The sequence below is a fragment of the Pseudomonas sp. HN2 genome (genome assembly GCF_020736465.1).
Taxonomy (GTDB): Bacteria; Pseudomonadota; Gammaproteobacteria; order Pseudomonadales; family Pseudomonadaceae; genus Aquipseudomonas; species Aquipseudomonas moraviensis_A.
This window is the reverse complement of sequence record NZ_CP085885.1, coordinates 3,402,791-3,426,504: the sequence shown is the minus strand read 5'-3', so window position 1 is coordinate 3,426,504 and position 23,714 is coordinate 3,402,791. Positions and strand designations below refer to the sequence as shown.

Below are 23,714 nucleotides of genomic sequence, written 5' to 3'. Positions count from 1 at the left end.
CATCTCCAAACAGACGATTCAAATCTGTCAGACGCTTCGCTTGTGATGCACGTGAAGTCGATCAGGGGTGTAGTTCGATTCTGTAGGAAATCAGTTTTTGGCGATCGGGCTGACAGCTTCCAAATATGGCTCGGCGCCAACCCATGTCCTCATGTTGTCTTCGGCGGCTCGATTCTCGGCTCCTACCCCGAGGGCGGCCAGTTAGCCGCCTTTTTTAGAGTGAATGGGTTCGGGGATATTTTTTTCGAGCGTGAAGTACCCTCAGAATTTGGATACCCCCGTTCACCCGATAAACCAGAAGATAGTTAGGATGGATCACCATTTCGCGAGTGCCAGGCACCCGACCGGATCGGTAGCCGTAGGGGATGGAAGAAAGTTTTTGCGCTGCGGCTCCGGCTTTGCGTCGCAATGAAACCGATGCACCGGAATTGTATTGGTCGATGTACTCAAAGATTTCAGCCAGTTGACGAATAGCCTTGTAGCTCCATTTAACCTGCAGCGCGGCGCTTCCTGCGGTTTTTTTCAATCATCTGGTCGAGCATCACCATGGCTTCCGCATGGGGAACGCCCGGATGCGGATCATCAAGTGCTTCCTGGACCTGCGCACGAAACCAAAGGTCGTAATCCGCAGCCTCTTCTTCGGTTTCGAAGTCTGAAACGATAAGTGAAAGTTCAGCGCTCATCATGACCTCCATGATCAATGTGAAGCAGTCTAAGGGGGATGTGGGCTCGTTGTCGTCACTGGCAGGACGAGGGACTCATCATCTCCAAACAGACGATTCAAATCTGTCAGACGCTTCGCTTGTGATGCACGTGAAGTCGATCAGGGGTGTAGTTCGATTCTGTAGGAAATCAGCTTTCTGTCATTGGGCTGACAGCCGCCGCTCAAAGCAGCGGCCACAGCCACGCCGCAGTCAATTACCGTCTGCCACCTTGCGCTCGATCTCGTCGACCTTACGCTGCAATTCTTCGGCCTCCTGTTCTTTGACCCGAGTGGAGGAAGGCGTGATGACCTTGTCCACGCCTTCGGTTTTGCCGTCGCGGTCCTGCAGGTCGCGTTCGACCACGTTCACCGGTTTGCCGCTGGCATCGGTGGGCGGGGCGTTGGGGGTTTTGTCGTCGTTGGGGTTCATGGCGCTGGCCTCCTGTGGGTGTTCACATTGGAGACAGCGCGGCGCCAGACGTTCGAATTTTTTCAGGGCCACGGCCCTCTCCAGCAGGAGAGGGCACAGCAGCGATTTTCAGTCCTTGAGAATGTCGCGGTCCTTGGTTTCCGGCAGGAAGAACGTGCCGAGTATCGCCGTCGCGACTGCAATCACGATCGGGTACCACAACCCGTAGTAGATATCGCCGGTGGCCGCGACCATGGCGAAGGCCACGGTCGGCAGGAAGCCACCGAACCAGCCGTTGCCGATGTGGTAGGGCAGCGACATCGAGGTGTAGCGGATGCGCGTCGGGAACAGTTCGACCAGCCACGCGGCGATCGGGCCATACACCATGGTCACGTAGATCACCAGCACGGTCAGCAGGAGCAGCATCATCGGGTAGTTGATTTTCGCCGGGTCGGCTTTTTCCGGGTAACCGGCGTCTTTCAGCGCCGCGGCGAGGTTGGCGGTGAAGGCGTCGTTGCGGGTCTTGAAGTCGGCGGCGGGGAGGGCGCTGCCTTCGAAGCTCTCGACGACGCGGTCACCGATGCGCACCTGCGCGACCGTGTTCGGTTCGGCGGCGACGTTCTCGTACGGGATCGCGCGTTTCGCCAGCAGGGTTTTCGCCAGGTCGCAGGAACTGGTGAATTTGGCCTTGCCCACCGGATCGAACTGAAACGAACACTGATCAGGGTTGGCGATCACCTTGACCGGATTTTTCTCCTGGGCGACGAACACGTCCGGGTTGCCGTACTGGGTCAGCGCATGAAAGATCGGGAAGTAGGTCAGTGCCGCCAGTAGGCATCCGGCCATGATGATCGGCTTGCGCCCGATGCGATCGGACAGGCTGCCGAAGATCACGAAGAACGGTGTGCCGATCAACAGCGAACCGGCGATCAGCAGGTTGGCGGTCTGCGCGTCGATCTTCAGGGTTTGCAACAGGAAGAACAGCGCATAGAACTGCCCGGTGTACCAGACCACCGCTTGCCCGGCGGTACCGCCAAGCAGCGACATGATCACCACTTTGAGGTTGTCCCAACGCGCAAAGGATTCGGTCAGCGGCGCCTTCGAGGCCTTGCCTTCGTCCTTCATTTTCTGGAACACCGGTGACTCGCTCAGTTGCAGGCGGATGTACACCGACACGGCCAGCAGAATGATCGACAGCAGAAACGGAATCCGCCAGCCCCACGCCTCGAACGCTTCGGTGCCCAGCGCCGTGCGGCAGGCGAGAATCACCAGCAGCGACATGAACAGACCGAGGGTGGCGGTGGTTTGAATCCACGAAGTGAAAAAGCCGCGCCGGTTGCGTGGTGCATGCTCGGCCACGTAGGTCGCGGCCCCGCCGTATTCCCCGCCCAGCGCCAGACCTTGCAGCAGACGCAGGGTGATCAGGATGACCGGTGCGGCAACGCCGATGGTCGCATAGCCGGGCAGCAGACCGACGATCGCCGTCGACACCCCCATGATCACGATGGTGATCAAGAACGTGTGCTTGCGCCCGATCATGTCGCCGAGTCGCCCGAAGACGATGGCGCCGAACGGCCGCACTGCAAACCCGGCGGCGAACGCCAGCAGGGCAAAGATGAATGCAGTGGTTTCGTTGACACCGGCGAAGAAGTGCTTGGCGATGATTGCCGCCAGTGAGCCGTAGAGGTAAAAGTCGTACCACTCGAAAACCGTGCCCAGCGAGGAAGCGAAGATGACCTTGCGCTCCTCCCTGGTGATGCCGCCGCTGCGGGGCGGCGTGCCGGTGGATGCTGTGTCGATTGTGGCCATGGGTGTTCTCCGTCGTGCTTATTGTTGTAGGCCGGAGTCCCCCGTTACTGCCTGTCGCACTCTGGCCCGTTGGCATCTGCCGCCGTTGCTCTAGCGTGAAGCTTGCACAGTCTGACCGCCTCGCAGGGCTGCAAGGTTTCCTGAAGCATAATCAGCTTTTGGCGAATATCCACTGGGCCTACGCTTTGACCCAACGCTGCCGGCTCCAGGCACTCAGCCAGTCGACCAGAAACACCAGCAACAGCATCGCCAGAATCACCGTGCTGGCCTGCGCTTCCTGGAACAGACTCAGGCTGACATACAGCATCTGCCCCAGGCCGCCAGCGCCGACGAAACCCAGCACGCTGGCCATGCGGATGTTGTTTTCCCAGCGATACAGGCAGTAGGCGAGCAGTTGCGGGGCGAGGTTCGGCAAGGTGCCGTAGCAGAACGCCAGAATCGGATTGCCGCCCTGCAAGCGAATCGCCTCTGCCGGTTGTGGCGGAGTGTTTTCCAGCGCTTCGGCGAACAGCCGACCGAGCACGCCGGTGGTGTGCAGGGCGAGGGCGAGGGTGCCGGCGTTGGGGCCGAGCCCGGCCGCGAGCACCATCAGCGCCGCCCAGACCAGCTCCGGAATCGCCCGCAAGCCGTTGAGCAGCAGACGCGCCGTACTTTGCAGCGGCCAGCCGAAACGCCCCGCGGCGGGCAGCGCGAGGACGATGCCGAACAATGCCGCGAGCAAGGTGCCCAGCGCGGACATGGCCAGGGTTTCCAATGAGCCGTGGGCGATGGCTTTCAGATAGCCGGCGCTTAAGTCAGGGCTGAGAAAGCGCTGCACATAACTGCCCATCTGTTTGAGGCTGTTGGCGCTGCCCAGTTCGGCGAGGTCCAGTTCCAGATAAGCGAAAGATGCGACTACCGAGAGCGCGATGGCGGCGAGCAGCAGCAGATTGATCACGCGCCTCATGTCAGCCTCCAGCGCAGCAAGCGGCTGAGTTGGTCGGCGCACAGCACCAGCAGCAGGAACGTCAGCAACATGCTGGCGACTTCACCGCCGGCAAACATGCGGATCGACAGGTCGATCTGTTGCCCCAGCCCACCGGCACCGACAAAGCCCATCACCACCGAGGCACGGATCGCGCACTCCCAGCGATACACCGTGTACGAGAGCAGTTCGGCGGCGACATTCGGCAGCGTGCCGTAGGCAAACGCCGCCAATCGACCGCTGCCGGCCTGCAACAACGCGTGCGCCGGGCGCTGGTCGGTGGATTCGAAAATCTCCGCGTAGACCTTGCCGAGCATGCCGCTGTAAGTGATGGCGATGGCCAGCACGCCCGCCGCCGGGCCGAGGCCGACGGCACGAACAAACAACAGCGCCCAGACGATTTCCGGCACGCTGCGCAGAAAAATCAGCAAGCCGCGAACCGGCCAGCGCAGCAAGCGCCCGGGCAGGCTCGGCACGCCGCCCCGTGACGCCGCCGAGAGGGACAGCGCGCGGCTGGCGATCAGGCTCGCCGGCACCGCCAGCAGCAGGGCCAGGGCCATGCCCGCCGTGGCAATTGCCAGGGTTTGCAGGGTCGCTTTGAAAAGTAATTGCAGGAACCCTTCATCGTGCGCCGGCGGCCAGAACGCCGAAACGAAACGGCCCATTTCGTTCTGACTATCGGCCTGAAACAACACGCCCAGGTCCAGCTCACTGAGCTGAATGCCCGGCCACAACAGGGCCAGCGCCAGCAGCGTCAGCAACAATCGCGGCCACGCCGCCGGGTCCCGTGAATCAGCTTTCAGCATCGCGGAATCTGCACAATCAAAGGCGCAACCGCCGGTGCTGGCGATTGCAGTTGTTCATTGGCGTATAGCGCATCGAGCTTGTCGCGGCTGACTTGCTCGGAGGGGCAATCGAACAGAATCTGCCCGTCGCGCAAGCCGATGATCCGTGGAAAGTGCGCCAATGCCAGATCCACCGCGTGCAGGCTCGCCACCAGCGTGACGTTGTGATCACGGGCGTGGCGCGACAGGATCGACAACGTGTGGCCGGCGAGCACCGGGTCCATCGCTGACACCGGCTCGTCGGCAAGCAATATTTCTGGCGCCTGATAGAGCACTCGCGCAATGCCGACGCGCTGCAACTGTCCGCCGGACAACTGCTGGCAATGGGCGAACAGTTTGTCGCCCAGATCCAGCCGCGCCAACGCCGCGCGGGCGCCTGCCACATCCAGCGGATGCAGCAGATTCAACAGACTTTTACCCAGACTCCACTGGCCAAGCTTGCCGGCCAGCACCGCCGTGATCACCCGCTGACGTGGTGGAATCGGCGGCGCCTGATGCACCAGGCCGATGCGCGCACGCAGGCGCTGACGCTGGCGCGCCGACAACTGCCAGGCGCGTTCGCCCAGCACTTCGATGTCGCCACTGCTGGGCTTGAGCGCGGTTGCCAGCAGGTTGAGCAGGCTCGATTTGCCGGCGCCGGACGGGCCGATGATCGCGACCTGTTCGCCGACACCAATCTGCACGTCGATGTTGCGAAGGGCATCGACGCCATTGGCATGGCGCAGGCTGCCCTGGGTGAGGCGTAGGGTCATTTCAGCAGTTCGGCGGCGCGGGCGGCTTCCTCGATGCCCTTGTAGTTCTCGGGCTTGGTGTCGATGAAGCGACTGGCGGCTTGCAGATCAAGGATCTTCTTCTGCTCAGGATTGGCCGGGTCCAGATCGAGGAAGGCTTTCTTGATCTTCGCTGCCAGCGCCTTGTCGAGGGTGCCGCGCACGGTCCAGTTGTAATCGAAATAGGTCGGGGTGGTGGCGAAGACCTTGACCTTGGTGGTGTCGACCTTGCCGGCATCGACCAGTTTCTGCCAGACGCTGGCGTTCAATACACCGGCATCGACCTTGCCAGCCTGCACCCAGGCAACGGTGGCGTCATGCGCGCCGGAGTAGGCGACACGGCTGAAATAGCCTTCAGGCTTGATGCCGTCGTTCTTCAGCATGAAGTAACGCGGCATCAGACTGCCCGAGGTGGACGACACCGAACCGAAGGCGAAGGTCTTGCCCTTGAGGTCGGCGAGGCTTTTTACGTTCGGGTCGGCGGTGATGAATTTGCTGGTGAACTGCGCATCCTGCTCGCGCTGCACCAGCGGGATCACTGGGGTGGTGGCGTCGGTCTTCAAGCGGGCCTGCACGAACGTGAAACCGCCGAGCCAGGCCATGTCGAGGCGATCGGTGGCCAGGGCTTCAACCACCGCCGGGTAATCGGCGACCGGGACGAACTGCACCTTCATGCCCAACTGCTGTTCAAGATAGGCGCCCAGCGGTTCGAACTTGCGCAGCAGTTCGGTCGGCGCTTCGTCGGGAATCGCGCTGACGCGCAGGACATCAGCGGCTTGCGTCATCAGGGCAGAAAAGGACAGGGCCAGGCCGGCGGTGAGGGCGAGGGTACGCTTGAACATAGAATTCTCCGTTTCGTAAGCGTCAACATTCGAAGGGCTGCCGCTACAGAGCGGCGCGCCACGTCAGGGTAGACGAAACGGCGAGGTTATACGCATTCGCGAGGAGATTGGCCAGCCTCCCTGCCGGCGCGTTGTGTCTGTTTGTGTGCTGTACCGGTCAAGCCGCTTCCGGCAGTTTGGCAATCACCTTCATCTCGAAATCGAAACCCGCCAGCCAGGTCACGCCGACAGCCGTCACCGTCGGAAACGGCGCTTCGCCCCAGAACTCCGGCACCACGCTCCAGATGGTTTCGAACGTCGAGTGCGGGTCGACCATGAACACGGTGACATCCACCGCATCATCGAAGCTGCAACCGGCCGCAGCGAGGATCGCGTTGAGGTTGTTGAAGGCCGTGCGCACCTGATCGCGCAGATCCGCTTCGGGCGAACCGTCCTCGCGACTGCCGACTTGTCCTGAGACAAACAGGAAACCGTTGGAGCGAATCGCCGGCGAGTAACGGTGACGCTCGTACAGGGCGTGGCGGGCGGGTGGGAAAACTACATCGCGCTTGGACATGGTGCTGACTCCATCAGTGGTTGATGGGCTGACTTTAGGTATTTGCAGAGCCGCGATAAACGCGCAAGCTTGGCGTTCACTGTTTGCAAATTCCAAACAATCGAGAGGCGCGGATGGACCGGTTCGATGCGATGCAGGCCTTTGCCCGGGTGGTCGAGGCAGGCAGTTTCACCAAAGCTGCCGAAACCTTGCACATGAGCAAGACCACGGTGACGCAACTGGTGCAGCAACTGGAGGCGCGGCTACGGGTCAAGCTGCTCAACCGCACCACGCGCAAGGTCAACGTCACCGCTGATGGCGCGGCGTATTACGAACGGGTGATCAAGCTGCTCGCCGACATGGACGACGCCGAAACCAGCCTGCCCGGCGCCGCCGCACGGCCACGCGGGCGCTTGCGCATCGACGTGCCGAGCCCGTTCGCACGGCTGATCCTGGTGCCGGCCTTGCCGGAATTTCACGCGCGCTACCCGGACATCCAGATCGACATGGGCGTCAGCGACCGCATCGTCGACATCATCGATGAGAACGTCGACTGCGTAGTGCGCGGTGGTGAGTTGCTCGATCAATCATTGATGGCGCGCAAGATCGCCGATCTGCCATTGGGCGTGTTTGCCGCACCGGCTTATCTGGCCCGCGAAGGTACGCCCGACCATCCGCGCGAACTGGAAGACTCCCATCATCGGGTGGTCGCGTTTCTTTGGGCTCGCACCGGTAAACCTCTTCCGTACACCTTGCACAACGGCACCGAGCGCCTGCAGATCAAGGGCCGGCATGTGCTTGCGGTGGATGATGGCAATGCCTATCTGGCGGCGGGGCTGGCCGGCACGGGTGTGCTATGGCTGCCGACGTATATGTCTGATGCGCATGTGGTACGGGGCGAGTTGGTGCAGTTGTTTGCGGGCTGGCAGCTTGAGTCGATGCCGCTTTATCTGGCCTATCCACCGAACCGGCATGTCAGCCTGAAATTGCGCGTCTTTATCGACTGGGTGGTGCAGTTGATGGCGTAGCGTGCCGATGGTGCAGTTATTGCTTGCGGGTGTCGCACAGCCGTCAAAATACCAACACAAGCGGCGACCGAAACCCATGCAATGATGAGATGCATGGCGTTCCCTTCAAGGAGCTCCACCTGCAATGAACATGTATATCGATATTGTTGGCGCCTGCAATCTGAGCTGCCCTTCGTGCCCGATGGGCAATTCGGAAAATCTCAATTTCAAGAAATCCATGCAGCTGGACATGTTCAGGCAGATCGTTGAAAAGGCTAAAACCGAGGGCGTTCGTACGATCTTCCTCTACAACTGGACCGAGCCTCTGGTGCATCCGAAGATCGGCGAGTTTATCGAGATCATCGACGCCGCCGGCATGATGAGCGGTATCAGCACCAACCTCAACCTGGCGAAGAATATGGAAAAGGCGCTGTTGGCCGAGCCAGGTTATTTCCGGATTTCGTTATCAGGCTTTCATCAGGAAACTTACCAAAAGGGCCACGTCGGCGGTGATATCGAAGTCGTAAAGCAGAACATGATTGCGCTGCATGAAATCAAGCAACGCCTCGGCTTGAAGACGCGAGTGGATGTTTATTACCACCGCTACCTGGACAACATTGAAGAAGAGGCGCTGATGCGCGAGTTCAGTGAGCGTCTCGGCTTTGTGTTCACCACCGGTTATTCGGTGATGATGCCGCTGGAGAAAGCGCTGGCGATCGTCGAGCGCGATCCGTCTGTTTCAGCCACTGACCACGAAACGCTCACACGTCTGGCGCTCCCGCCTTACGATGATCTGATCAATGTCCTGCAGCATTACCCCAAGCAGGCTTGCACACTCAAAGATGACTGGCTGGTGATCGACTGCAACGGCAATACAGTCTTGTGCTGCACGATTTTCAACCAGACCGAATATCAGGTTGGCAAATATCTCGACATGCCGATCGAGGAACTGACACGGCGCAAATCCACGCAGAAAAACTGCGTCGACATGTGCGACCGCTGCGCATCGAAAGGGCTGCACATCTACTCGACATACCCCAATCAGGGGGTTCTAGAGCGGCACGCGGTAAACCGCATCCTCGACTTCGAACGACTTGCCAGCGAGGGGCTTGCGGTGGACAGCCAGCAACTGGGGCGCGCCGGCGAAGTCAGCGCCGAGAATTTCGATGAAGCCCAGTATCTTCGACTCAATGACGATGTAAGGGTGGCGGTGTCCCAAGGTGCTTTCAGCAGTGGCTACCAGCACTACCTGCTGTGTGGGCGTCTGGAAGGACGACTCGGTGCCGGTGCGTTTTCGGTGATCTGAAGCGGCATTGGGGTGGCAGTCAACCACGCGCTGCGCAGGCGTAGTTGACTCTTTGTCTGATCAAGCCAACTATCGCTCGCATAACAACGACCGATGGACCCGACCTTGATTGAACGACGTCAATTCAGCGGTGGCATGAAGGGCAAGAACCTTCGCTATCTGAATGAGCAGAACCCCGATAACACCGGCGTGACCCGCACCGGTTTCCTGTTGCTCGAACACTTTTCCCTTCCGGCCTTTACCCAGGCGCTGGACACGGTAGTTACCACCAACCTGTTGCGCCCGGGGCTTTTCTCGTCGCGCACTTTCGGCCTTGGCGATGGCGAGGTGATCAGCGATCTGGGCCTGGTCATCCGCCCCGATGCGCGCCTGGATTCTGCTGCGCTTCAGGAGCTGGATCTGCTGGTGATATGCGGTGGCTATCGCACTGAATTGCGCGCCAGCGAGGAATTCATCGGCTTGCTCAAGGCTGCGGCGGAGCGGGGCGTGAGCCTGGCCGGATTGTGGAATGGCTCGTGGTTTCTCGGCCGCGCCGGTTTGCTCGATGGCTATCGCTGCGCGATTCACCCGGAACATCGCCCGGCACTCACCGAGATCGCCAAGAGCACCCATGTCAGCAGCGAGCCTTACGTGATCGATCGTGATCGGCTCACCGCGTCGAGCCCGTCCGGGGCCTTCCACATGGCGCTGGACTGGATCAAGGGCTTGCACGGCAAGGCGTTGGTCGAAGGCATTGAAGATATCCTCGCCTTCGAAGAGTCGCGCTACCGGCGCATCAAACCCGATGAAAACATCTGCGTCAGCGCGCCGCTGCGTGAAGTGATCAAACTGATGGACGCCAACCTCGAAGAACCGTTGGAACTGGAGCAACTGGCGGTCTACGCCGGCCGCTCGCGGCGCCAGCTCGAGCGCTTGTTCAAAGAGCAACTGGGCACCACGCCGCAGCGCTATTACCTGGAACTGCGCATCACCGAAGCACGACGCCTGCTGCAACACACCGAACTGTCGCAGGTGGAAGTGCTGGTGGCTTGCGGTTTTGTCTCACCGAGCCATTTCAGCAAGTGCTACAGCTCGTACTTCGGTTATCGGCCTTCGAAGGAGAAGCGGCTGGTTAAATAGATCGACCGGTGCAAATCCCCAAAAAACCTCACCCCAGCCCTCTCCCAGAGGGAGAGGGAGCCGACCGAGGTATCTTGCGCTGTACATCGACCTGAAAGATGGATGTCGATTATGGATTCAATACAGCGCTTTCAGGTCGCCGTAAATCTTGAGCATCCCCCAATCAGTTCCCTCTCCCTCCGGGAGAGGGCTAGGGTGAGGGGCTTTTGAGGGCGGGGCTGTTATCTTGCGCTGTACATCGACCTGAAAGATGGATGTCGATATGGATTCAATACAGCGCTTTCAGGTCGCCGTAAATCTTGAGCATCCCCCAATCAGTTCCCTCTCCCTCCGGGAGAGGGCTAGCGTGAGGGGCTTTTGAGGGCGGGGCTGTCATCTTGCGCTGTACATCGACCTGAAAGATGGATGTCGATTATGGATTCAATACAGCGCTTTCAGGTCGGCGTAAATCTTGAGCATCCCCCAATCAGTTCCCTCTCCCTCCGGGAGAGGGTTAGGGTGAGGGGCTTTTGAGGGCGGGGCTGTCATCTTGCGCTGTACATCGAACTGAAAGATGGATGTCGATTATGGATTCAATACAGCGCTTTCAGGTCGGCGTAAATCTTGAGCATTCCCCAATCAGTTCCCTCTCCCTCCGGGAGAGGGCTAGGGTGAGGGGCTTTTGAGGGGGGCTGTCAGAGACGATCCGCATCCATCACAGCCTGCGCAAACGCTTGCGGCGCCTCTTGCGGCAAATTGTGCCCAACCCCACCCTCGATCAACCGGAACTGATATTTCCCGGTAAAGCGTTTGGCATAATCCTCCGGCGCCGGGTGCGGAGCACCATTGGCATCGCCTTCCAGCGTAATCGTCGGCACGCTGATGGACGGCGCGGTGGCAAGCTTCTGCTCCAGCGCTGCGTATTTCGCCTCGCCCTGCACCAGGCCCAGACGCCAGCGGTAGTTGAACACAGTGATCTCGACGTGATCGGGATTCTGCAACGCCTTGGCACTGCGATCAAAAGTCGCGTCATCAAACTTCCACTGCGGTGAGGCGAGTTGCCAGATCAGTTTGGCGAAGTCGTGGGTGTTCTTGGCATAGCCGGCGCGGCCGCGCTCGGTGGCGAAGTAGAACTGGTACCACCACTGCAATTCGGCTTTGGGCGGCAATGGATTCTGGCCGGCGGCCTGGTTGCCGATCAGATAGCCGCTGACGGCCACCAGTGCCTTTACGCGCTCAGGCCACAATGCCGCGACGATGTCCGCCGAGCGCGCGCCCCAGTCATAACCACCCAGCACCGCCTGTTTGATTTTCAACGCGTCCATGAAGTCGATCACGTCGCTGGCCAGCGCCGCCGGTTGCCCATTGCGCAGGGTGTCTTTGGACAGGAACTGCGTATCGCCATAACCCCTTGCGTACGGCATCAGCACGCGATAACCCTTGGCCGCGAGCAGGGGCGCGACTTCGTCATAGCTGTGAATGTCGTAAGGCCAACCGTGCAGCAGAATCACCACCGGACCATCGGCAGGACCAGTTTCGGCGTAAGCCACGTCGAGTACGCCAGCCTTGATGTGCTTCAGCGCGCCGAAAGGCGAGGGCGCTGAATAGCTGACGGCGGCGGGTTCTGTGGTTTGCGCCTGAGCGCTGCCGACGGCGCCGAACAGTGACAGCGCCAGGACTGACAAGCCGAGCGCGTGGGTGATTTTAGAGGTGTGCAGAGCCTGTTTCATGCTGACGTCTCCTTTGCGAGCCTGTGGCCAAGGGGCTGGATGAACCCTTGAAACCTTGGGTGCATTGGAGCGTGTCGAGGTATCCGCTCTGTGTCGGCAAAGGAGGTTTTTGCAAGGGCGTGTATGGCAGCGGGACGCGTACACACTGTGATACACGGCAACGAAACCGAGTGTTTTCGCGGGAAAATAATAAGTGGCTGTTTTAAAACAAAAAATATTTCGTCTCGGGCTTCCCAAACGAAACGAATGTTGATAAATTGCGCCCCGTTCTCACAGCGATCCTCACGGAGCCGCTGACCAGAGCTACAGGGGCGTCGCCAAGCGGTAAGGCAGCAGGTTTTGATCCTGCCATGCGTTGGTTCGAATCCAGCCGCCCCTGCCATCTACGAAAAAACGCCAACTTCGCAAGAAGTTGGCGTTTTTTTATGCCTGCGATTTGCCGAGCTAGAGCCAGCCAAGCAGGCGTGCGCGATGCCGGAGCACCGCGCACGCTGCCCACTCAGTGTGGAGCGCGCGGGATGGTTTTCATCAGGTCTTCAGGGCTGATGTGACCGACCACGCTGCCCGGCTGCGGCAGGTTGAGGATATGGCCCTTCATCTTGCCGATGATGTGCATCTCGCAAGGCTTGCAATCGAACTTCAGCGTCAGCACTTCATCGCCGTGAATCAATTGCATCGGCGCGACCTTGGTGCGCACGCCGGTCACGCCTTTGGCCTGTTTCGGGCACAGGTTGAAGGAGAAACGCAGGCAGTGCTTGGTGATCATCACCGGCACTTCGCCCGGCTCTTCGTGGGCTTCGTACGCCGCGTCGATCAGCTTGACGCCGTGACGGTGGTAGAAGTCGCGGGCCTTCTGGTTATAGACGTTGGCGAGGAAGGTCAGGTGCGAATCCGGGTACACCGGCGGTGGCGTGGTTTCGGCTTTACGGCCGCCACGCGGATGCGCAGCGACACGCGCCGCAGTAAGGGCTTCGATGACTTCGCGGCGCAGCGACTTGAGCTGCGAATTCGGGATGAAGAACGCCTGTGGCGCATCCAGTTTGACGTCGGTGGCGTGGTACTGGGTGGTGCCGAGCTGGCCGAGCAGGTCGCGCAATTGCTCCAGCGCCTGTTCCGGCTTGTTGGCCACACCGAACGGACCGTTAAGCGTGACACTGGCGCTGATGCCTTCCTCACTGGTCGCGGTCACTTCCAGCTGTTCTTCGCGCAGACGGGCGAACCAGCTCAGGGCCACGCGACGCTCCGAAGAAGTTTTCTGCAACGCCTGCTGCCAGTTGTGATCGAGGTTGCGATTCAACGGGTGGCTTGGCCGCAGCTTGAACAGACCTTCAGGCATTTCGTTCGGCTCGACGCGGTAGCGATAGCGCTTCTCGCCGTCTTCTTCGAATTCACCTTTTGCTTCGGCGATGTTGGCGCGGAAACCGACCACTTCGCGTTTGACCAGCACGTTCAGGCCGTCGCCGTTGGACAGCGGCTCGTGAGTGACAACCTGCATGTCACGCTTGCCGACTTTTTCCACGGTACCGACCGGCAGACCGGTGAAGGTCGGCGAATCGAAGGCGCCGATGTCGATCTTGCGATCGGTGACGAAATAATCGGTGCTGCCACGGTGGAAGGTCTTTTCCGGATCGGGCAGGAAGAAATGCACGGTGCGGCCGCTGGAAGCGCGGGCCAGGTCCGGACGGTCTTCCAGCACATCGTCCAGACGCTGGCGGTAATAGGCAGTGATGTTCTTCACATAGCCCATGTCCTTGTAGCGACCTTCGATCTTGAACGAACGCACGCCGGCCTCGACCAGCGCGCGGATGTTGGCGCTCTGGTTGTTGTCTTTCATCGACAGCAGGTGTTTTTCGTAGGCGATCACGCCACCCTTTTCATCTTTGAGGGTGTAGGGCAAGCGGCACGCCTGGGAGCAGTCGCCACGGTTGGCGCTGCGGCCGGTTTGCGCGTGGGAAATATTGCACTGGCCGGAGAAGGCTACGCACAACGCGCCGTGGATGAAGAACTCGATGGCCGCATCGGTTTCATTGGCGATGGCGCGGATTTCTTGCAGGTTCAGCTCGCGGGCCAGCACCAATTGCGAGAAACCGGCCTGATCGAGGAACTTCGCTCGCTCAAGCGTGCGGATATCGGTCTGGGTCGAGGCGTGCAGCTCGATCGGCGGAATATCCAGCTCCATCACGCCCAGGTCCTGGACGATCAGCGCATCGACACCGGCGTCGTACAACTGATGGATCAGCTTGCGCGCTGGCTCCAGTTCGTTGTCGTGCAGGATGGTATTGATGGTGGTGAAAATGCGCGCGTGGTAACGGCGGGCGAATTCGACCAGTTCGGCGATTTCGCTGACTTCGTTGCAGGCGTTGTGGCGCGCACCGAAGCTCGGGCCGCCGATGTACACGGCGTCGGCGCCATGCAGGATGGCCTCGCGGGCAATGGCGACATCGCGAGCAGGGCTGAGCAATTCCAGGTGATGCTTGGGCAAGGACATAGTTTTTTTAGTCAGGCGGTCACGGGCAAGGGGCGCATTCTACCCGTGAAACGCGCGGCGGGCACGTGTGTGCTGCCCGATGGTGGCTGGCGATCGGGTCAGTTCGGTTGACTATTGTGTTGAATGTTCCGGGCTCTTCGCGGGCAAGCCCGCTCCCACAGGGTTTCGCGGTGTACTCGAAATCATGACTACACCCAAACCATTGTAGGAGTGAGCCTGCTCGCGATAGCGGTGGGTCAGTTAATGAAGGTGTCGACTGACACACCGCTATCGCGAGCAGGCTCACTCCTACAGAGGGTTGTGTCATTGCAGAGTAATTGAAATGACGCTGTGCAATTTCAATCAGCCCTTGGCCGCCATCGCCGTCACTTCCACACGCATCCCTTCAACCGCCAGCGACGCAACGCCAACCGCTGCCCGCACTGGCCATGGCTTGGCGAAAAAGCGTTTATAGACTTCGTTGAACGCCGCGCGATCAGCCATGTCGGTGAGGTAGATGGTCAGGTGCAGTACGCGGTCCATCGAACTGCCGGCACGTTCCAGTGCGACTTTCAGCGCTTGCAGCGTGCACTCGCTTTGCTCGGTGATGCCGCCCAGTTCCAGACTGCCATCGGCGCGGGTGGGGATCTGCGTCGAGACCATGATCCCGCCGAAGGTGGCGACGTCGGACGAAATCGAATCGGTGTCCGGATCGGGCGTGAAGATGATGTCTTGATTGGCCATGGGCATCTCTTGTTCGAGTGAATGAAAGTCGCGCCAGTTTACAGATTCCCTCCGGCGATGGCCCGCGCGTGTTCAGACTGGCTGCGTTGCCGCTTCCGCCGCGATGGCCGCATGCACGCTGGGTCGCGCGCCAATACGCTGCATATATGTGGCCAGAGCGGGCCACTCTGCGATGTCGATATCAAACGTCGGCAACCAGGTCAGCACCGTGAACAGGTAGGCATCGGCAACGCCAAAGCTAGCCATCAGATAGTTCCGATCCGCCAGAATGCGCTCAAGGTAATCCAGCCGCTTGAACAGTTTTTGCCGAAAAATCGCTTTGACCGCTTCCGGGATTTCGGCGCTGAACAATGGTGCGCTGGCGCCGTGGATCTCCGAGCCGATGAAATTCAGATGCTCCTGCAGTCGTATGCGCTCCCACGTACCGACCGCGGGCGCCAAGGTGTTTCCCGGGACCTCGTCGGCGAGAAATTGCAGGATCGCCGGGCCTTCGGTCAGCACTTCGCTGTTATCCAGTTGCAGCGCGGCCACGTAGCCTTTCGGGTTGATATCGCGAAAGTCACGGCCGTCAGCCGTGCGCTTGGTCTGGTTGTTGACGCGGATCAGCTCGAACGGCAAGCCGAGTTCGCGCAGAACGATGTGCGGTGAGAGCGAGCAGGTCATTGGTGCAAAGTAGAGTTTCATGGCGTGTCCCCGGAAGTTTGAGGCGCCACGATCCTCTGCGGGCGAAACTTCCGCAAAGGTCATTTGCGGTGCTAGCGTATGACAAATTCTCATGCGCACTTCTGATCTTATGACCTCCAGACTTCCTTCCCTCAATGGTTTGCGTGCATTCGAAGCGGCCGCGCGGCATATGAGTTTTACCTTGGCCGCCACTGAGTTGAATGTCACGCAGACAGCAATCAGTCACCAGATCAGACGCCTCGAAGCTGAGTTGGGCGTCGCATTGTTCCTGCGTCTCAAGGATGGCCTGGCGCTCAGCGAAGACGGCCAGGCCTACCTGCCGGGCGTGCGTTCGGCGTTTCATGCGCTGCGTCATTCGACGCAACAGTTGCTCGAATCGCGCGGGTCCAGCGTGCTGACCATCAGCACGCTGGTCTCGGTTGCGTCGAAATGGCTATTGCCGCGCCTGCCGGCATTCCAGCAGGCGTTCCCGGACATCGATGTGCGCATCAGTGCTACAACCGATCTGGTGGATTTTCGCCGAGGAGGCATAGACGCGGCGATTCGCTATGGGCGTGGCGACTGGAAAGGCCTGCGTGCGGACTTTCTCATGGCCGATGAGATTTTCCCCGTGTGCAGTCCGACGATGGCAAAGGCATTGAACACGCCGGCGAATCTTGCCAATCACACCCTTGTACAAGTCAGTGGCCTCACCGCCGATGACTGGCGCGCCTGGCTCAGCGCCGCAGGCCAGCCTGCGCAGTTGGCCGATGGCGCGAAGCTGACCTTCGATCTGGCGATGATGGCGGTGCAGGCGGCAATTGACGGGCAGGGCGTGTGCATCGGGCGTTCGACTTACGTGAACGACGATCTGCGTGCGGGGCGACTGGTCGCACCGTTCGACCTGCGCCTGCAGGATGATCTCGGCTTCTATCTGGTCACACCCCATGAAACCGCTGACTCGACAAAGATCAGCGCGTTCAGACAGTGGCTTGTGGCTGTAGCCCGCGACACGTTTGTATAAGCGTGTATCAACCCTCAGCGGATACACACGACAACACCAAACCGGGCTTTCGAGACACATCCGCCTTACATGCCGAGCCCAAAGTAGCCCTCACACCAACACTACGTTTGAGAGGGCACCACCATGTACCGTCCACTGTTTCTGGCTTCTGCCGTTGTCTTCGCCTCCCTTACCGGTTTCGCTCATGCGGCGGATGCGCCGGCGACGAGCTGGCAGAAAGGTTTGAGCCGCACCGATCTGGTTCGCCAGGATCTCGGCGCTGACAATCGCGAAGTGATTCAGGCGCGAATCGATTTCGATGCCGGCGTCAGCGCGCCTCGGCATGCGCACCCCGGGGTCGAGGTCGCCTACGTCATCAGTGGCACCTTTGAATATCAGCTCGAAGGACAGGCGCCGGTGACTCTCAAGGCAGGCGATTCGTTGTTCATTCCGGCAGGTGTCGCGCATGTAGCGAAGAATATTGGCAATGAGAAAGGCGTAGAACTGGCCACTTACGTCGTCCCGAAAGGCGAACCTTTGCTGATCCTCAAACCATGATGAGCAAGTCCGCTATTTCGAGCGCGGCTTACTCATCGCGCGCTTGATGCGCATCCAGTCCTGATAGGCCGCCGTTCGCTTGGCGTCGGCCAAGGCCTTTGCTTCGCTGAAGCGAGCCCAGGCCTCAGGGCTATCGGTGTCATGCTCGATGATTCTGTACGCCGCTTCTTCCAGCAGATCGGCCTCACGGAACATCGCGGCATTGTCGGCCATCTCGTCGTCCCAGAAGCGGCCGAAATCGAATTTCAAAGTGTGTTCTGTCATTTAACGTGATCCTCCTCCCAGACCAGAGGCACCGATTCTCGCCATTGCACTTCGGTCACGCCAAAGCGTTCCGCCATCGGTTTGGAAAAACGTTTCAACGGAGGCCGACCGGGGCGGGGAATGGGCGCGATACCCGCGTCACAACTTGCCCACTGCCAGGCTTCGGCATTGTTCATGTTTTTTGTGCGAATGACGAATGACCTGGGCTTCCCGTGCAGCAGGTAATCGATCACGTACAGATCTGCTCCGCTCATACATTTCCTCCCCATGCTTATGAACAGGGATATCTGAGGAAATGAATAATTCAGAGAAAATGCACGCTGCCGGGACGATCGGTTGTTAGTTGGCATTGGAGTTTGTATGGCGAGTGTGCGGAGTACAAATTCGTCTTGCAGGGCAAGGCAAAAGCGACTGCCACGGCGCGTCAGTAAGTTGCAAACTTATGAATAAATACATGAACAGACGAAGTCCGCATGAACCTCGGTGTCTTCAACCGCCGTGATCAGACCTGCATGCAAGGCTTCTTCAGGATTGATGATGCGCGGCGCTGCCGTCAGATACTTCTCCGTCTCCAGCGCGTTTTTTCCGTTACTTGTGCGCTCGGCGACAATTTGCGCGTACAGGTGCAAGTCATAATCCAGGCTCATGGCATATTCCGACATGCGTGAATGATCGACCGCTCCCTGCAGGTGCCAATGAAAAGGGTGAAACAGAAACTTGCTATGAGTACAGGCGGTTCGGCGTTGGCCAGCAAGGAAAACGATATTGCCCATCGACTCGACCGTGCCCAGGTTATGGGTGTGTACCGGGACGGGCAGCGCTATCAGAAAGTTGTACATCGTGAAGCCGTAACTGCATTCGCCACCCATGGTGGCGATGTTCAGAATCAATCTGGGAGCATCTTCCTTTACCGCCAACGAGGCTTTATCAATCAGTTGACCACAGGTTGATGCATTGATCGGACCGGTAAAGTTGATGACGTGGACAGGCATGGCGATTTCCTCGACGGGCCGACTGCGCTGCGAACGGGCTCCTTGCGCAGGACTGGTAAGCTCAGTCAGGAGCAGCGTTCATAGGTTGGCGCCGTTTCCGTTTCTCGAGAGTTTTCAGCGTTGACGATCAACTGCCTGCGCTCGTAACACGCATGTTGGGCACGATCGCCGTGCTGCGGGTGGCCAGGTTTTCTTTCAATGCACTGTGACACCGACGGGTCCGGTAGTTTCTCGGAGGAACTGCGCGTTGCCTCTGGAACGCCTTCAGCGCCTTCGTGTCGGTGTAACTCGCCTGGAACAATATCAGTGGCGGTCGTCATCATTGCGCTCCAACGAATATTACAAAGGGCAGCAAAGCTGCCCTTGTACCGCTCATTTACGACTTGCGACCTCCGCTGTGGCTGGATTGTCCGCCTTTGCGACCAGCCTCGGATGCTTTTTCACGATCGTTGGCGAAGTTACCGCCAGACTGTCCGCCTTTTTTCCCGGACTCTTGCGTCTTGTCACGATCGTTGCCGGCCTTGCCTGTATTTTTATTTCCGGTGGTCATGATAGCTCTCCGATATCTCTTAACGTTTCGCTAGTGATGTCCGTTGTCGCGATGGACACTTACTTCGATTACGTATCGGTTCACGGTGTTTTGTTTATTTTTAACTGATCCGATGAGCGGCATTTCGCTGCGTGAACTTGATCTAGTCACTTATCGCGATATAACTAAAGCAGCTACGTTCAATCGCAACGAATAATAAAGAATTGTAATTACACCGATGCCGCGCAGTTGGTTAAGCAGTTGGTTGAAGTTGCTTGAACCGAAACTACCTGAACCGCGGCAACGGCCGGTCGATTGGCTTCAGTGTCGACAGCGTGTCGCGGATCAGCGGCGCATCCTTTTCAATATCGTGCAGTCGATCGCGGATGCGCAGGGCCGTCGGATGCCCGCCTTGATGATCAACCCAGTCGGCAATCTCTTTGCAGGCGGCTGCGAGGCGCGCCTGGCGGGCGTCGAGCAGGGTGAGGAGGGTGGTGATGGACTCTTTCTCGGACATGGAACACCTCCGTTCGCTGAAACGGCTGAGTTGCAACACAAAGCCCGCTTGTCGCAAACCTTCAGATCAACTATAGAAGACCTGCGCGATCGTGCAAAAAATACCCGGCTCAGCTCGACGGCGAAACTCATTGTAGGAGTGAGCCTGCTCGCGATAGCGGTGTTTCAGTCGACATCTTCATCAACTGACAGACCGCTATCGCGAGCAGGCTCACTCCTACAGGGGGTACGTGCGACTCAGGACGCCTCGGTTACTTCGCACATGCGTTCGAGAAACATCGCCAAAGCCACTTCCTCGGCGCGCAAGCCTTTGCGTACCCGTGGGCGGGGCAGTTCGGCAAGGGCGCCGAGCATGAAATGCTCGACCACGGCGGGGTGGATGTAGCACTTGCGGCACACCGCGGGGGTGTTGCCCAACTGTTTGGCGACGTTCTTCACGGCTTCAACCACATGGCGCTTGGCTTCGGTTTCCGACTCATGCTGCAACTCGCGCAACACCGACAAGGCCAGGGCGCTGCCCGCCCAGGTGCGGTAATCCTTGGCGGTGAACGCAGCGCCGGTCAGTTTCTGCAGATAGGCGTTGACGTCGGACGAGGTAACGGTATGCCGTTCCCCGTGTTCATCGAGGTACTGAAAAAGGTTCTGCCCGGGAATTTCCAGACAGCGCTTGATGATTCGCGCCAGGCGGCGATCCTTGACCGTGATCTGGTGCTCGATGCCGCTCTTGCCTCGGAACTGGAACAGGATCGCGCTGCCGTTGACCTCGACGTGGCGGCTGCGCAACGTGGTCAGGCCATAGGAGCGATTGTCCCGCGCATATTGGGTATTGCCGACGCGGATCAGCGTGGCGTCAAGCAAGGTGATCACTGTTGCCATGACCTTGTCACGGCTGAAGCCCGGCGCATCGAGCAGCGCCTCAAGCTGGCGCCGCAGTTTGGGCAGGGCCAGGCCGAAGTCGCGCAGACGCGAGTATTTGTCGGCGTCGCGCACTTCGCGCCAGCGTGCGTGGTAACGGTACTGCTTGCGCCCGCGCGCATCGCGGCCGGTGGCTTGCAAATGCCCGCAGGGATCGGCGCAGATCCACACATCGGTATACGCCGGCGGCACCGCGAGGGCGTTGATACGTTTGATTTCGACCGGGTCGGTGATGCGCTGCCCCGACGGTTCGAAATAGACGAACTTGCCGCGCAGTTTTTTCCGGGTGATACCAGGCTGAGTGTCATCGACGTAATGCAGATCGGCGGGCAGGGCATCTGTCAGCACGGTATCGGGCATGGCGGTTTCCTTCGGTCATACGGCAGTCTGTAACAGGATTGACCGCAGGCGCTGGCCGTCGTGCCGAATGATTTACGCGAGCACCGCCACCGCCTTGATCTGCGCCCATAGCCGCTGGCCCGCATGTACGTTCAATTGATCCTTGGAAAACCGCGTGATCCGCGCCAGCAACGGCGTGCCTCCAGCGTCCAGTCGGATCAGCACATGGGCACTGTTGTCAGCCGCCTGTTCACTGACCACCGTCACCGGCAGACGATTAAGAATGCTGCTGGCGGCATCGTTGTGCAGCGCCAGACTGATGTCGCGGGCGTGCACCTTGCAGCGCAAGGCCTGGCCCACGGCCATCGGCGCATGGGTGACGCGAATGTTCATTTCCGTGGTCGGCAATTGCAGGCTGAGCAATTGATAGGTGGCATCGTAGGCGCTGACCTGGCCTTCTATGATGACCCCGGCGTCATCGCCCATCGCCAAGGGCAGGTCCAGACGCGCGAGGGTTTCGCCGATCGGGCCGCTGGCGAGGGCTTTGCCTTCGCTGAGCAACACCAGATGATCGGCCAGCCGCGCGACTTCATCCTGCGCATGGCTGACGTACAGCAGCGGAATATCCAGTTCGTCATGCAGGCGTTGCAGGTACGGCAGGATTTCGCTTTTGCGCCGGCTGTCGAGAGCCGCCAGTGGTTCGTCCATCAACAGCAGTTTCGGGCTGGTCAGCAGAGCGCGGGCGATGCCGACGCGTTGCCGCTCGCCACCGGACAGATGCTGCGGATGACGCTCGAGCAAATGGCCGATGCCGAGCAGTTCGGTGGCCTGGTTCATGTCGACTCGGCGTTGCGACCTGGCGATGCGTTTGCGGCCAAACTCCAGATTGGCCAGTACCGACAGGTGCGGAAACAGGCTGGCTTCCTGAAACACGTAGCCGAGCGCCCGTTTATGCGGCGCTACGAAAATGCCCTTGGCGCTGTCCTGCCAGACCTCGCCGTTGATCTGCACGAAGCCCTGTTCTGCGCGTTCCAGCCCGGCAATGCAGCGCAGGCAGGTGGTTTTGCCGGAGCCGGAATCACCAAACAGCGCGGTGACGCCGCGGCCCGGCACCTGCAGATCGACATCCAGCTCGAACCCGGAATAAGCGCGTTTCAGACGTACGTCAATCATCGATCAGCTCCAGCCTGCGCGGGTCTTGCGGCTGGAATACAGCGCCAGCAACACCAGGAACGAGAACACCAGCATCGCCCCGGACAGCCAGTGCGCCTGAGCATATTCCAGCGCTTCAACGTGGTCGTAGATCTGCACCGAGACCACGCGGGTCTTGTCGGGAATGTTGCCGCCGATCATCAGCACCACACCGAATTCACCGACGGTGTGGGCGAAGCCGAGAATCGCTGCGGTGATGAAGCCGGGACGCGCCAGTGGCAGGATCACGCTGAAGAACGTGTCCCAAGGATTGGCGCGCAACGTTGCGGCCACTTCCAGCGGGCGAGTGCCGATCGCCGAAAAGGCATTCTGCAACGGCTGCACCACGAACGGCAGGGAGTAGATCACCGAGCCGATCACCAGCCCGGTGAAACTGAACGTCAGCGTGCCCAGCCCCAGCCATTGGGTCAATTGACCGAGAAAACCGTGTGGCCCCAGCGCCAGCAACAGATAAAAGCCGATCACCGTCGGCGGCAGCACCAGCGGCAGGGCGACGATGGCGCCAATCGGGCCGCGCAACCAGGACGACGTGCGCGACAGCCATAAGGCGATTGGCGTGCCGATCACCAGCAGGATCACGGTGGTCAGCGACGCCAGTTTCAGGGTCAGCCAGATGGCGGCGAAATCGGCACTGGTCAATGACATTTACAGTTGATATCCGTAGGACTTGATCACCGCAGCGGCTTTCGGGCCCTTGAGATAATCCACCAGGGCCTTGGCGGCGACGCTGTCCTTGCCTTTGTTCAAGATCACCGCATCCTGTTTGATCGGATCATGCAGGGCGGCCGGGACTATCCACGCCGAACCGCTGCTGACTTTGCCATCCTTGTAGATTTGCGACAGGGCGACAAAGCCCAGTTCGGCGTTGCCGGTGGAGACGAACTGATAAGCCTGAGTGATGTTCTGACCTTCGACGATTTTTGCTTTGGTAGCGTCGGTCAGTTTGAGTTTCTCCAGCACCTGTGTGGCGGCCAGGCCGTAAGGCGCGGCTTTCGGATTGGCGATGGACAGGTGCTGGTATTGGCTGGTTTTCAGCACCTCGCCTTTCGAGTCCACATAACCTTCCTTCGCCGACCACAGCGCCAGCGTGCCGATGGCGTAGGTGAAGCGTGAACCTTTGACGGTTTCGCCTTCCTGTTCAAGTTTTGCCGGAGTCGTGTCGTCAGCGGCGAGGAACACCTGGAAGGGCGCGCCGTTCTTGATCTGGGTGTAGAACTGCCCGGTCGCGCCATAAGCAGCAACCAGTTTGTGGCCAGTGTCTTTTTCGAAGTCGGCAGCAATGGCCTGGATGGGCGCGGTGAAATTGGCGGCAACTGCCACTTGCACTTCGTCAGCCTGCACGGCGCCGATGCTGAAGAGTGCGAGGAGTGAAGCGAGGCAGGCAGTGGCAACGCGTGTGGTAGCCAGGGTCATGTAGAAAGCTCCGTGATCGGCGGTTAGTGCTCTGTTTGTGATGGCGCCGATACACGGGCGCTATCGCTATATAAAGAAATA

General features: G+C 59.6%; 26 protein-coding genes, 1 tRNA gene and 1 pseudogene. 6 read left to right on the top strand and 22 right to left on the bottom strand.

Annotated features, from left to right (window positions below; translation table 11 throughout):
- Window positions 1-214: 214 nt before the first annotated feature.
- The 9 genes from LIS66_RS14825 to LIS66_RS14785 form a co-directional block, all read right to left on the bottom strand.
- On the bottom strand, window positions 215-526 hold the full coding sequence (locus tag LIS66_RS14825; protein ID WP_227972456.1) for a type II toxin-antitoxin system RelE/ParE family toxin: 312 nt from the start codon (window positions 524-526) through the stop codon (window positions 215-217).
- Entirely contained in the window at window positions 489-683 is a 195-nt protein-coding gene (locus LIS66_RS14820; protein ID WP_116657815.1) for a stability determinant, read from the bottom strand. The genes LIS66_RS14825 and LIS66_RS14820 overlap by 38 nt, the downstream gene beginning before the upstream one ends.
- 231 nt (window positions 684-914) lie before the next feature.
- On the bottom strand, window positions 915-1,133 hold the full coding sequence (locus LIS66_RS14815) for a hypothetical protein (protein WP_042606898.1): 219 nt from the start codon (window positions 1,131-1,133) through the stop codon (window positions 915-917).
- Between the two features lie 108 nt (window positions 1,134-1,241).
- Entirely contained in the window at window positions 1,242-2,921 is a 1,680-nt protein-coding gene (locus tag LIS66_RS14810) for an MFS transporter (RefSeq protein WP_042606823.1), read from the bottom strand.
- A gap of 178 nt (window positions 2,922-3,099) precedes the next feature.
- Window positions 3,100-3,867: a phosphonate ABC transporter, permease protein PhnE gene (phnE, locus tag LIS66_RS14805; RefSeq protein WP_227972455.1), complete on the bottom strand. Its 768-nt coding sequence runs from the start codon at window positions 3,865-3,867 to the stop codon at window positions 3,100-3,102.
- On the bottom strand, window positions 3,864-4,691 hold the full coding sequence (locus LIS66_RS14800; RefSeq protein ID WP_227972454.1) for a PhnE/PtxC family ABC transporter permease: 828 nt from the start codon (window positions 4,689-4,691) through the stop codon (window positions 3,864-3,866). The genes phnE and LIS66_RS14800 overlap by 4 nt, the downstream gene beginning before the upstream one ends.
- On the bottom strand, window positions 4,685-5,482 hold the full coding sequence (locus LIS66_RS14795; RefSeq protein ID WP_227972453.1) for a phosphonate ABC transporter ATP-binding protein: 798 nt from the start codon (window positions 5,480-5,482) through the stop codon (window positions 4,685-4,687). Before LIS66_RS14795 ends, LIS66_RS14800 begins: the two co-directional genes overlap by 7 nt.
- Complete coding sequence (locus LIS66_RS14790) at window positions 5,479-6,342, bottom strand: putative selenate ABC transporter substrate-binding protein (RefSeq protein WP_042606827.1); 864 nt, start codon at window positions 6,340-6,342, stop codon at window positions 5,479-5,481. Before LIS66_RS14790 ends, LIS66_RS14795 begins: the two co-directional genes overlap by 4 nt.
- Window positions 6,343-6,499: 157 nt before the next feature.
- On the bottom strand, window positions 6,500-6,898 hold the full coding sequence (locus LIS66_RS14785) for a RidA family protein (protein ID WP_227972452.1): 399 nt from the start codon (window positions 6,896-6,898) through the stop codon (window positions 6,500-6,502).
- A 113-nt stretch (window positions 6,899-7,011) separates the two neighbouring features.
- Here LIS66_RS14785 and LIS66_RS14780 point away from each other — a divergent pair, with 113 nt between their 5' ends.
- From LIS66_RS14780 to LIS66_RS14770, 3 genes are all read left to right on the top strand, one after another.
- The gene (locus tag LIS66_RS14780; protein ID WP_227972451.1) at window positions 7,012-7,905 is read left to right on the top strand and encodes a LysR family transcriptional regulator; all 894 of its coding nucleotides are present in this window, start codon (window positions 7,012-7,014) and stop codon (window positions 7,903-7,905) included.
- A gap of 124 nt (window positions 7,906-8,029) precedes the next feature.
- Window positions 8,030-9,190, top strand: coding sequence for a radical SAM/SPASM domain-containing protein (locus tag LIS66_RS14775; RefSeq protein WP_227972450.1), 1,161 nt, complete (start codon window positions 8,030-8,032; stop codon window positions 9,188-9,190).
- Window positions 9,191-9,283: 93 nt separating this feature from the next.
- A complete protein-coding gene (locus LIS66_RS14770; RefSeq protein WP_227972449.1) occupies window positions 9,284-10,309 on the top strand; it encodes a GlxA family transcriptional regulator in 1,026 nt (341 codons plus the stop codon).
- A 674-nt stretch (window positions 10,310-10,983) separates the two neighbouring features.
- On the opposite strand, the gene LIS66_RS14765 is transcribed toward LIS66_RS14770, so the two are convergent.
- Window positions 10,984-12,018 carry an alpha/beta fold hydrolase gene (locus LIS66_RS14765; protein WP_227972448.1) on the bottom strand — a complete coding sequence of 345 codons (1,035 nt, stop codon included), beginning with the start codon at window positions 12,016-12,018 and terminating at the stop codon, window positions 10,984-10,986.
- A 307-nt stretch (window positions 12,019-12,325) separates the two neighbouring features.
- On the opposite strand from LIS66_RS14765, the gene LIS66_RS14760 reads away from it, so the two are divergent.
- A tRNA-Gln gene (locus LIS66_RS14760) sits at window positions 12,326-12,400 on the top strand.
- Window positions 12,401-12,517: 117 nt separating this feature from the next.
- On the opposite strand, the gene LIS66_RS14755 is transcribed toward LIS66_RS14760, so the two are convergent.
- The 3 genes from LIS66_RS14755 to gstA form a co-directional block, all read right to left on the bottom strand.
- On the bottom strand, window positions 12,518-14,506 hold the full coding sequence (locus tag LIS66_RS14755) for a peptidase U32 family protein (protein WP_042606833.1): 1,989 nt from the start codon (window positions 14,504-14,506) through the stop codon (window positions 12,518-12,520).
- Between the two features lie 342 nt (window positions 14,507-14,848).
- A complete protein-coding gene (locus LIS66_RS14750; RefSeq protein WP_041480143.1) occupies window positions 14,849-15,229 on the bottom strand; it encodes a RidA family protein in 381 nt (126 codons plus the stop codon).
- 72 nt (window positions 15,230-15,301) lie between these two features.
- A complete protein-coding gene (gene gstA, locus LIS66_RS14745; protein WP_227972447.1) occupies window positions 15,302-15,913 on the bottom strand; it encodes a glutathione transferase GstA in 612 nt (203 codons plus the stop codon).
- A 109-nt stretch (window positions 15,914-16,022) separates the two neighbouring features.
- Between gstA and LIS66_RS14740 the strand changes: the two genes are divergently transcribed.
- Entirely contained in the window at window positions 16,023-16,916 is an 894-nt protein-coding gene (locus LIS66_RS14740; RefSeq protein WP_227974518.1) for a transcriptional regulator GcvA, read from the top strand.
- A 123-nt stretch (window positions 16,917-17,039) separates the two neighbouring features.
- Complete coding sequence (locus LIS66_RS14735; protein ID WP_042606837.1) at window positions 17,040-17,453, top strand: cupin domain-containing protein; 414 nt, start codon at window positions 17,040-17,042, stop codon at window positions 17,451-17,453.
- A 12-nt stretch (window positions 17,454-17,465) separates the two neighbouring features.
- Here the strand turns inward: LIS66_RS14735 and LIS66_RS14730 are convergent, their stop codons facing one another.
- The 9 genes and pseudogenes from LIS66_RS14730 to modA all read right to left on the bottom strand — a co-directional run bounded on the left by LIS66_RS14730 (window position 17,466) and on the right by modA (window position 23,633).
- Complete coding sequence (locus LIS66_RS14730; protein WP_042606838.1) at window positions 17,466-17,717, bottom strand: hypothetical protein; 252 nt, start codon at window positions 17,715-17,717, stop codon at window positions 17,466-17,468.
- The gene (locus LIS66_RS14725) at window positions 17,714-17,971 is read right to left on the bottom strand and encodes a DUF6555 family protein (RefSeq protein WP_042606839.1); all 258 of its coding nucleotides are present in this window, start codon (window positions 17,969-17,971) and stop codon (window positions 17,714-17,716) included. Before LIS66_RS14725 ends, LIS66_RS14730 begins: the two co-directional genes overlap by 4 nt.
- Window positions 17,972-18,157: 186 nt before the next feature.
- Complete coding sequence (locus tag LIS66_RS14720) at window positions 18,158-18,709, bottom strand: ATP-dependent Clp protease proteolytic subunit (RefSeq protein ID WP_042606840.1); 552 nt, start codon at window positions 18,707-18,709, stop codon at window positions 18,158-18,160.
- A 376-nt stretch (window positions 18,710-19,085) separates the two neighbouring features.
- Window positions 19,086-19,202: pseudogene (locus LIS66_RS14715) on the bottom strand (general stress protein); the annotation flags it as partial.
- A gap of 322 nt (window positions 19,203-19,524) precedes the next feature.
- A complete protein-coding gene (locus LIS66_RS14710) occupies window positions 19,525-19,755 on the bottom strand; it encodes a hypothetical protein (RefSeq protein WP_016774936.1) in 231 nt (76 codons plus the stop codon).
- 236 nt (window positions 19,756-19,991) lie between these two features.
- Window positions 19,992-21,029 carry a DNA topoisomerase IB gene (locus LIS66_RS14705; RefSeq protein ID WP_042606842.1) on the bottom strand — a complete coding sequence of 346 codons (1,038 nt, stop codon included), beginning with the start codon at window positions 21,027-21,029 and terminating at the stop codon, window positions 19,992-19,994.
- Window positions 21,030-21,101: 72 nt separating this feature from the next.
- The gene (modC, locus tag LIS66_RS14700; protein ID WP_227972446.1) at window positions 21,102-22,181 is read right to left on the bottom strand and encodes a molybdenum ABC transporter ATP-binding protein; all 1,080 of its coding nucleotides are present in this window, start codon (window positions 22,179-22,181) and stop codon (window positions 21,102-21,104) included.
- Between the two features lie 3 nt (window positions 22,182-22,184).
- The gene (modB, locus tag LIS66_RS14695) at window positions 22,185-22,865 is read right to left on the bottom strand and encodes a molybdate ABC transporter permease subunit (RefSeq protein WP_064362763.1); all 681 of its coding nucleotides are present in this window, start codon (window positions 22,863-22,865) and stop codon (window positions 22,185-22,187) included.
- Window positions 22,866-23,633 (bottom strand): molybdate ABC transporter substrate-binding protein, encoded by a 768-nt coding sequence (modA, locus tag LIS66_RS14690; RefSeq protein ID WP_227972445.1) that lies wholly within the window; start codon window positions 23,631-23,633, stop codon window positions 22,866-22,868. It abuts the gene before it with no gap.
- Window positions 23,634-23,714: the final 81 nt, after the last annotated feature.

Bases quoted from the DNA above. Each gene is read 5' to 3' on its own strand.
- LIS66_RS14815 (WP_042606898.1), bottom strand. From the start codon at position 1,133: ATGAACCCCAACGACGACAAAACCCCCAACGCCCCGCCCACCGATGCC.
- LIS66_RS14800 (WP_227972454.1), bottom strand. From the start codon at position 4,691: ATGCTGAAAGCTGATTCACGGGACCCGGCGGCGTGGCCGCGATTGTTG.
- LIS66_RS14810 (WP_042606823.1), bottom strand. From the start codon at position 2,921: ATGGCCACAATCGACACAGCATCCACCGGCACGCCGCCCCGCAGCGGC.
- LIS66_RS14820 (WP_116657815.1), bottom strand. From the start codon at position 683: ATGAGCGCTGAACTTTCACTTATCGTTTCAGACTTCGAAACCGAAGAA.
- phnE (WP_227972455.1), bottom strand. From the start codon at position 3,867: ATGAGGCGCGTGATCAATCTGCTGCTGCTCGCCGCCATCGCGCTCTCG.
- LIS66_RS14780 (WP_227972451.1), top strand. From the start codon at position 7,012: ATGGACCGGTTCGATGCGATGCAGGCCTTTGCCCGGGTGGTCGAGGCA.
- modC (WP_227972446.1), bottom strand. From the start codon at position 22,181: ATGATTGACGTACGTCTGAAACGCGCTTATTCCGGGTTCGAGCTGGAT.
- LIS66_RS14790 (WP_042606827.1), bottom strand. From the start codon at position 6,342: ATGTTCAAGCGTACCCTCGCCCTCACCGCCGGCCTGGCCCTGTCCTTT.
- gstA (WP_227972447.1), bottom strand. From the start codon at position 15,913: ATGAAACTCTACTTTGCACCAATGACCTGCTCGCTCTCACCGCACATC.
- LIS66_RS14720 (WP_042606840.1), bottom strand. From the start codon at position 18,709: ATGCCTGTCCACGTCATCAACTTTACCGGTCCGATCAATGCATCAACC.
- LIS66_RS14775 (WP_227972450.1), top strand. From the start codon at position 8,030: ATGAACATGTATATCGATATTGTTGGCGCCTGCAATCTGAGCTGCCCT.
- LIS66_RS14740 (WP_227974518.1), top strand. From the start codon at position 16,023: ATGACCTCCAGACTTCCTTCCCTCAATGGTTTGCGTGCATTCGAAGCG.
- LIS66_RS14770 (WP_227972449.1), top strand. From the start codon at position 9,284: ATGGACCCGACCTTGATTGAACGACGTCAATTCAGCGGTGGCATGAAG.
- LIS66_RS14750 (WP_041480143.1), bottom strand. From the start codon at position 15,229: ATGGCCAATCAAGACATCATCTTCACGCCCGATCCGGACACCGATTCG.
- LIS66_RS14705 (WP_042606842.1), bottom strand. From the start codon at position 21,029: ATGCCCGATACCGTGCTGACAGATGCCCTGCCCGCCGATCTGCATTAC.
- modA (WP_227972445.1), bottom strand. From the start codon at position 23,633: ATGACCCTGGCTACCACACGCGTTGCCACTGCCTGCCTCGCTTCACTC.
- LIS66_RS14755 (WP_042606833.1), bottom strand. From the start codon at position 14,506: ATGTCCTTGCCCAAGCATCACCTGGAATTGCTCAGCCCTGCTCGCGAT.
- LIS66_RS14725 (WP_042606839.1), bottom strand. From the start codon at position 17,971: ATGAGCGGAGCAGATCTGTACGTGATCGATTACCTGCTGCACGGGAAG.
- LIS66_RS14730 (WP_042606838.1), bottom strand. From the start codon at position 17,717: ATGACAGAACACACTTTGAAATTCGATTTCGGCCGCTTCTGGGACGAC.
- LIS66_RS14785 (WP_227972452.1), bottom strand. From the start codon at position 6,898: ATGTCCAAGCGCGATGTAGTTTTCCCACCCGCCCGCCACGCCCTGTAC.
- LIS66_RS14765 (WP_227972448.1), bottom strand. From the start codon at position 12,018: ATGAAACAGGCTCTGCACACCTCTAAAATCACCCACGCGCTCGGCTTG.
- LIS66_RS14710 (WP_016774936.1), bottom strand. From the start codon at position 19,755: ATGTCCGAGAAAGAGTCCATCACCACCCTCCTCACCCTGCTCGACGCC.
- LIS66_RS14735 (WP_042606837.1), top strand. From the start codon at position 17,040: ATGTACCGTCCACTGTTTCTGGCTTCTGCCGTTGTCTTCGCCTCCCTT.
- LIS66_RS14795 (WP_227972453.1), bottom strand. From the start codon at position 5,482: ATGACCCTACGCCTCACCCAGGGCAGCCTGCGCCATGCCAATGGCGTC.
- modB (WP_064362763.1), bottom strand. From the start codon at position 22,865: ATGTCATTGACCAGTGCCGATTTCGCCGCCATCTGGCTGACCCTGAAA.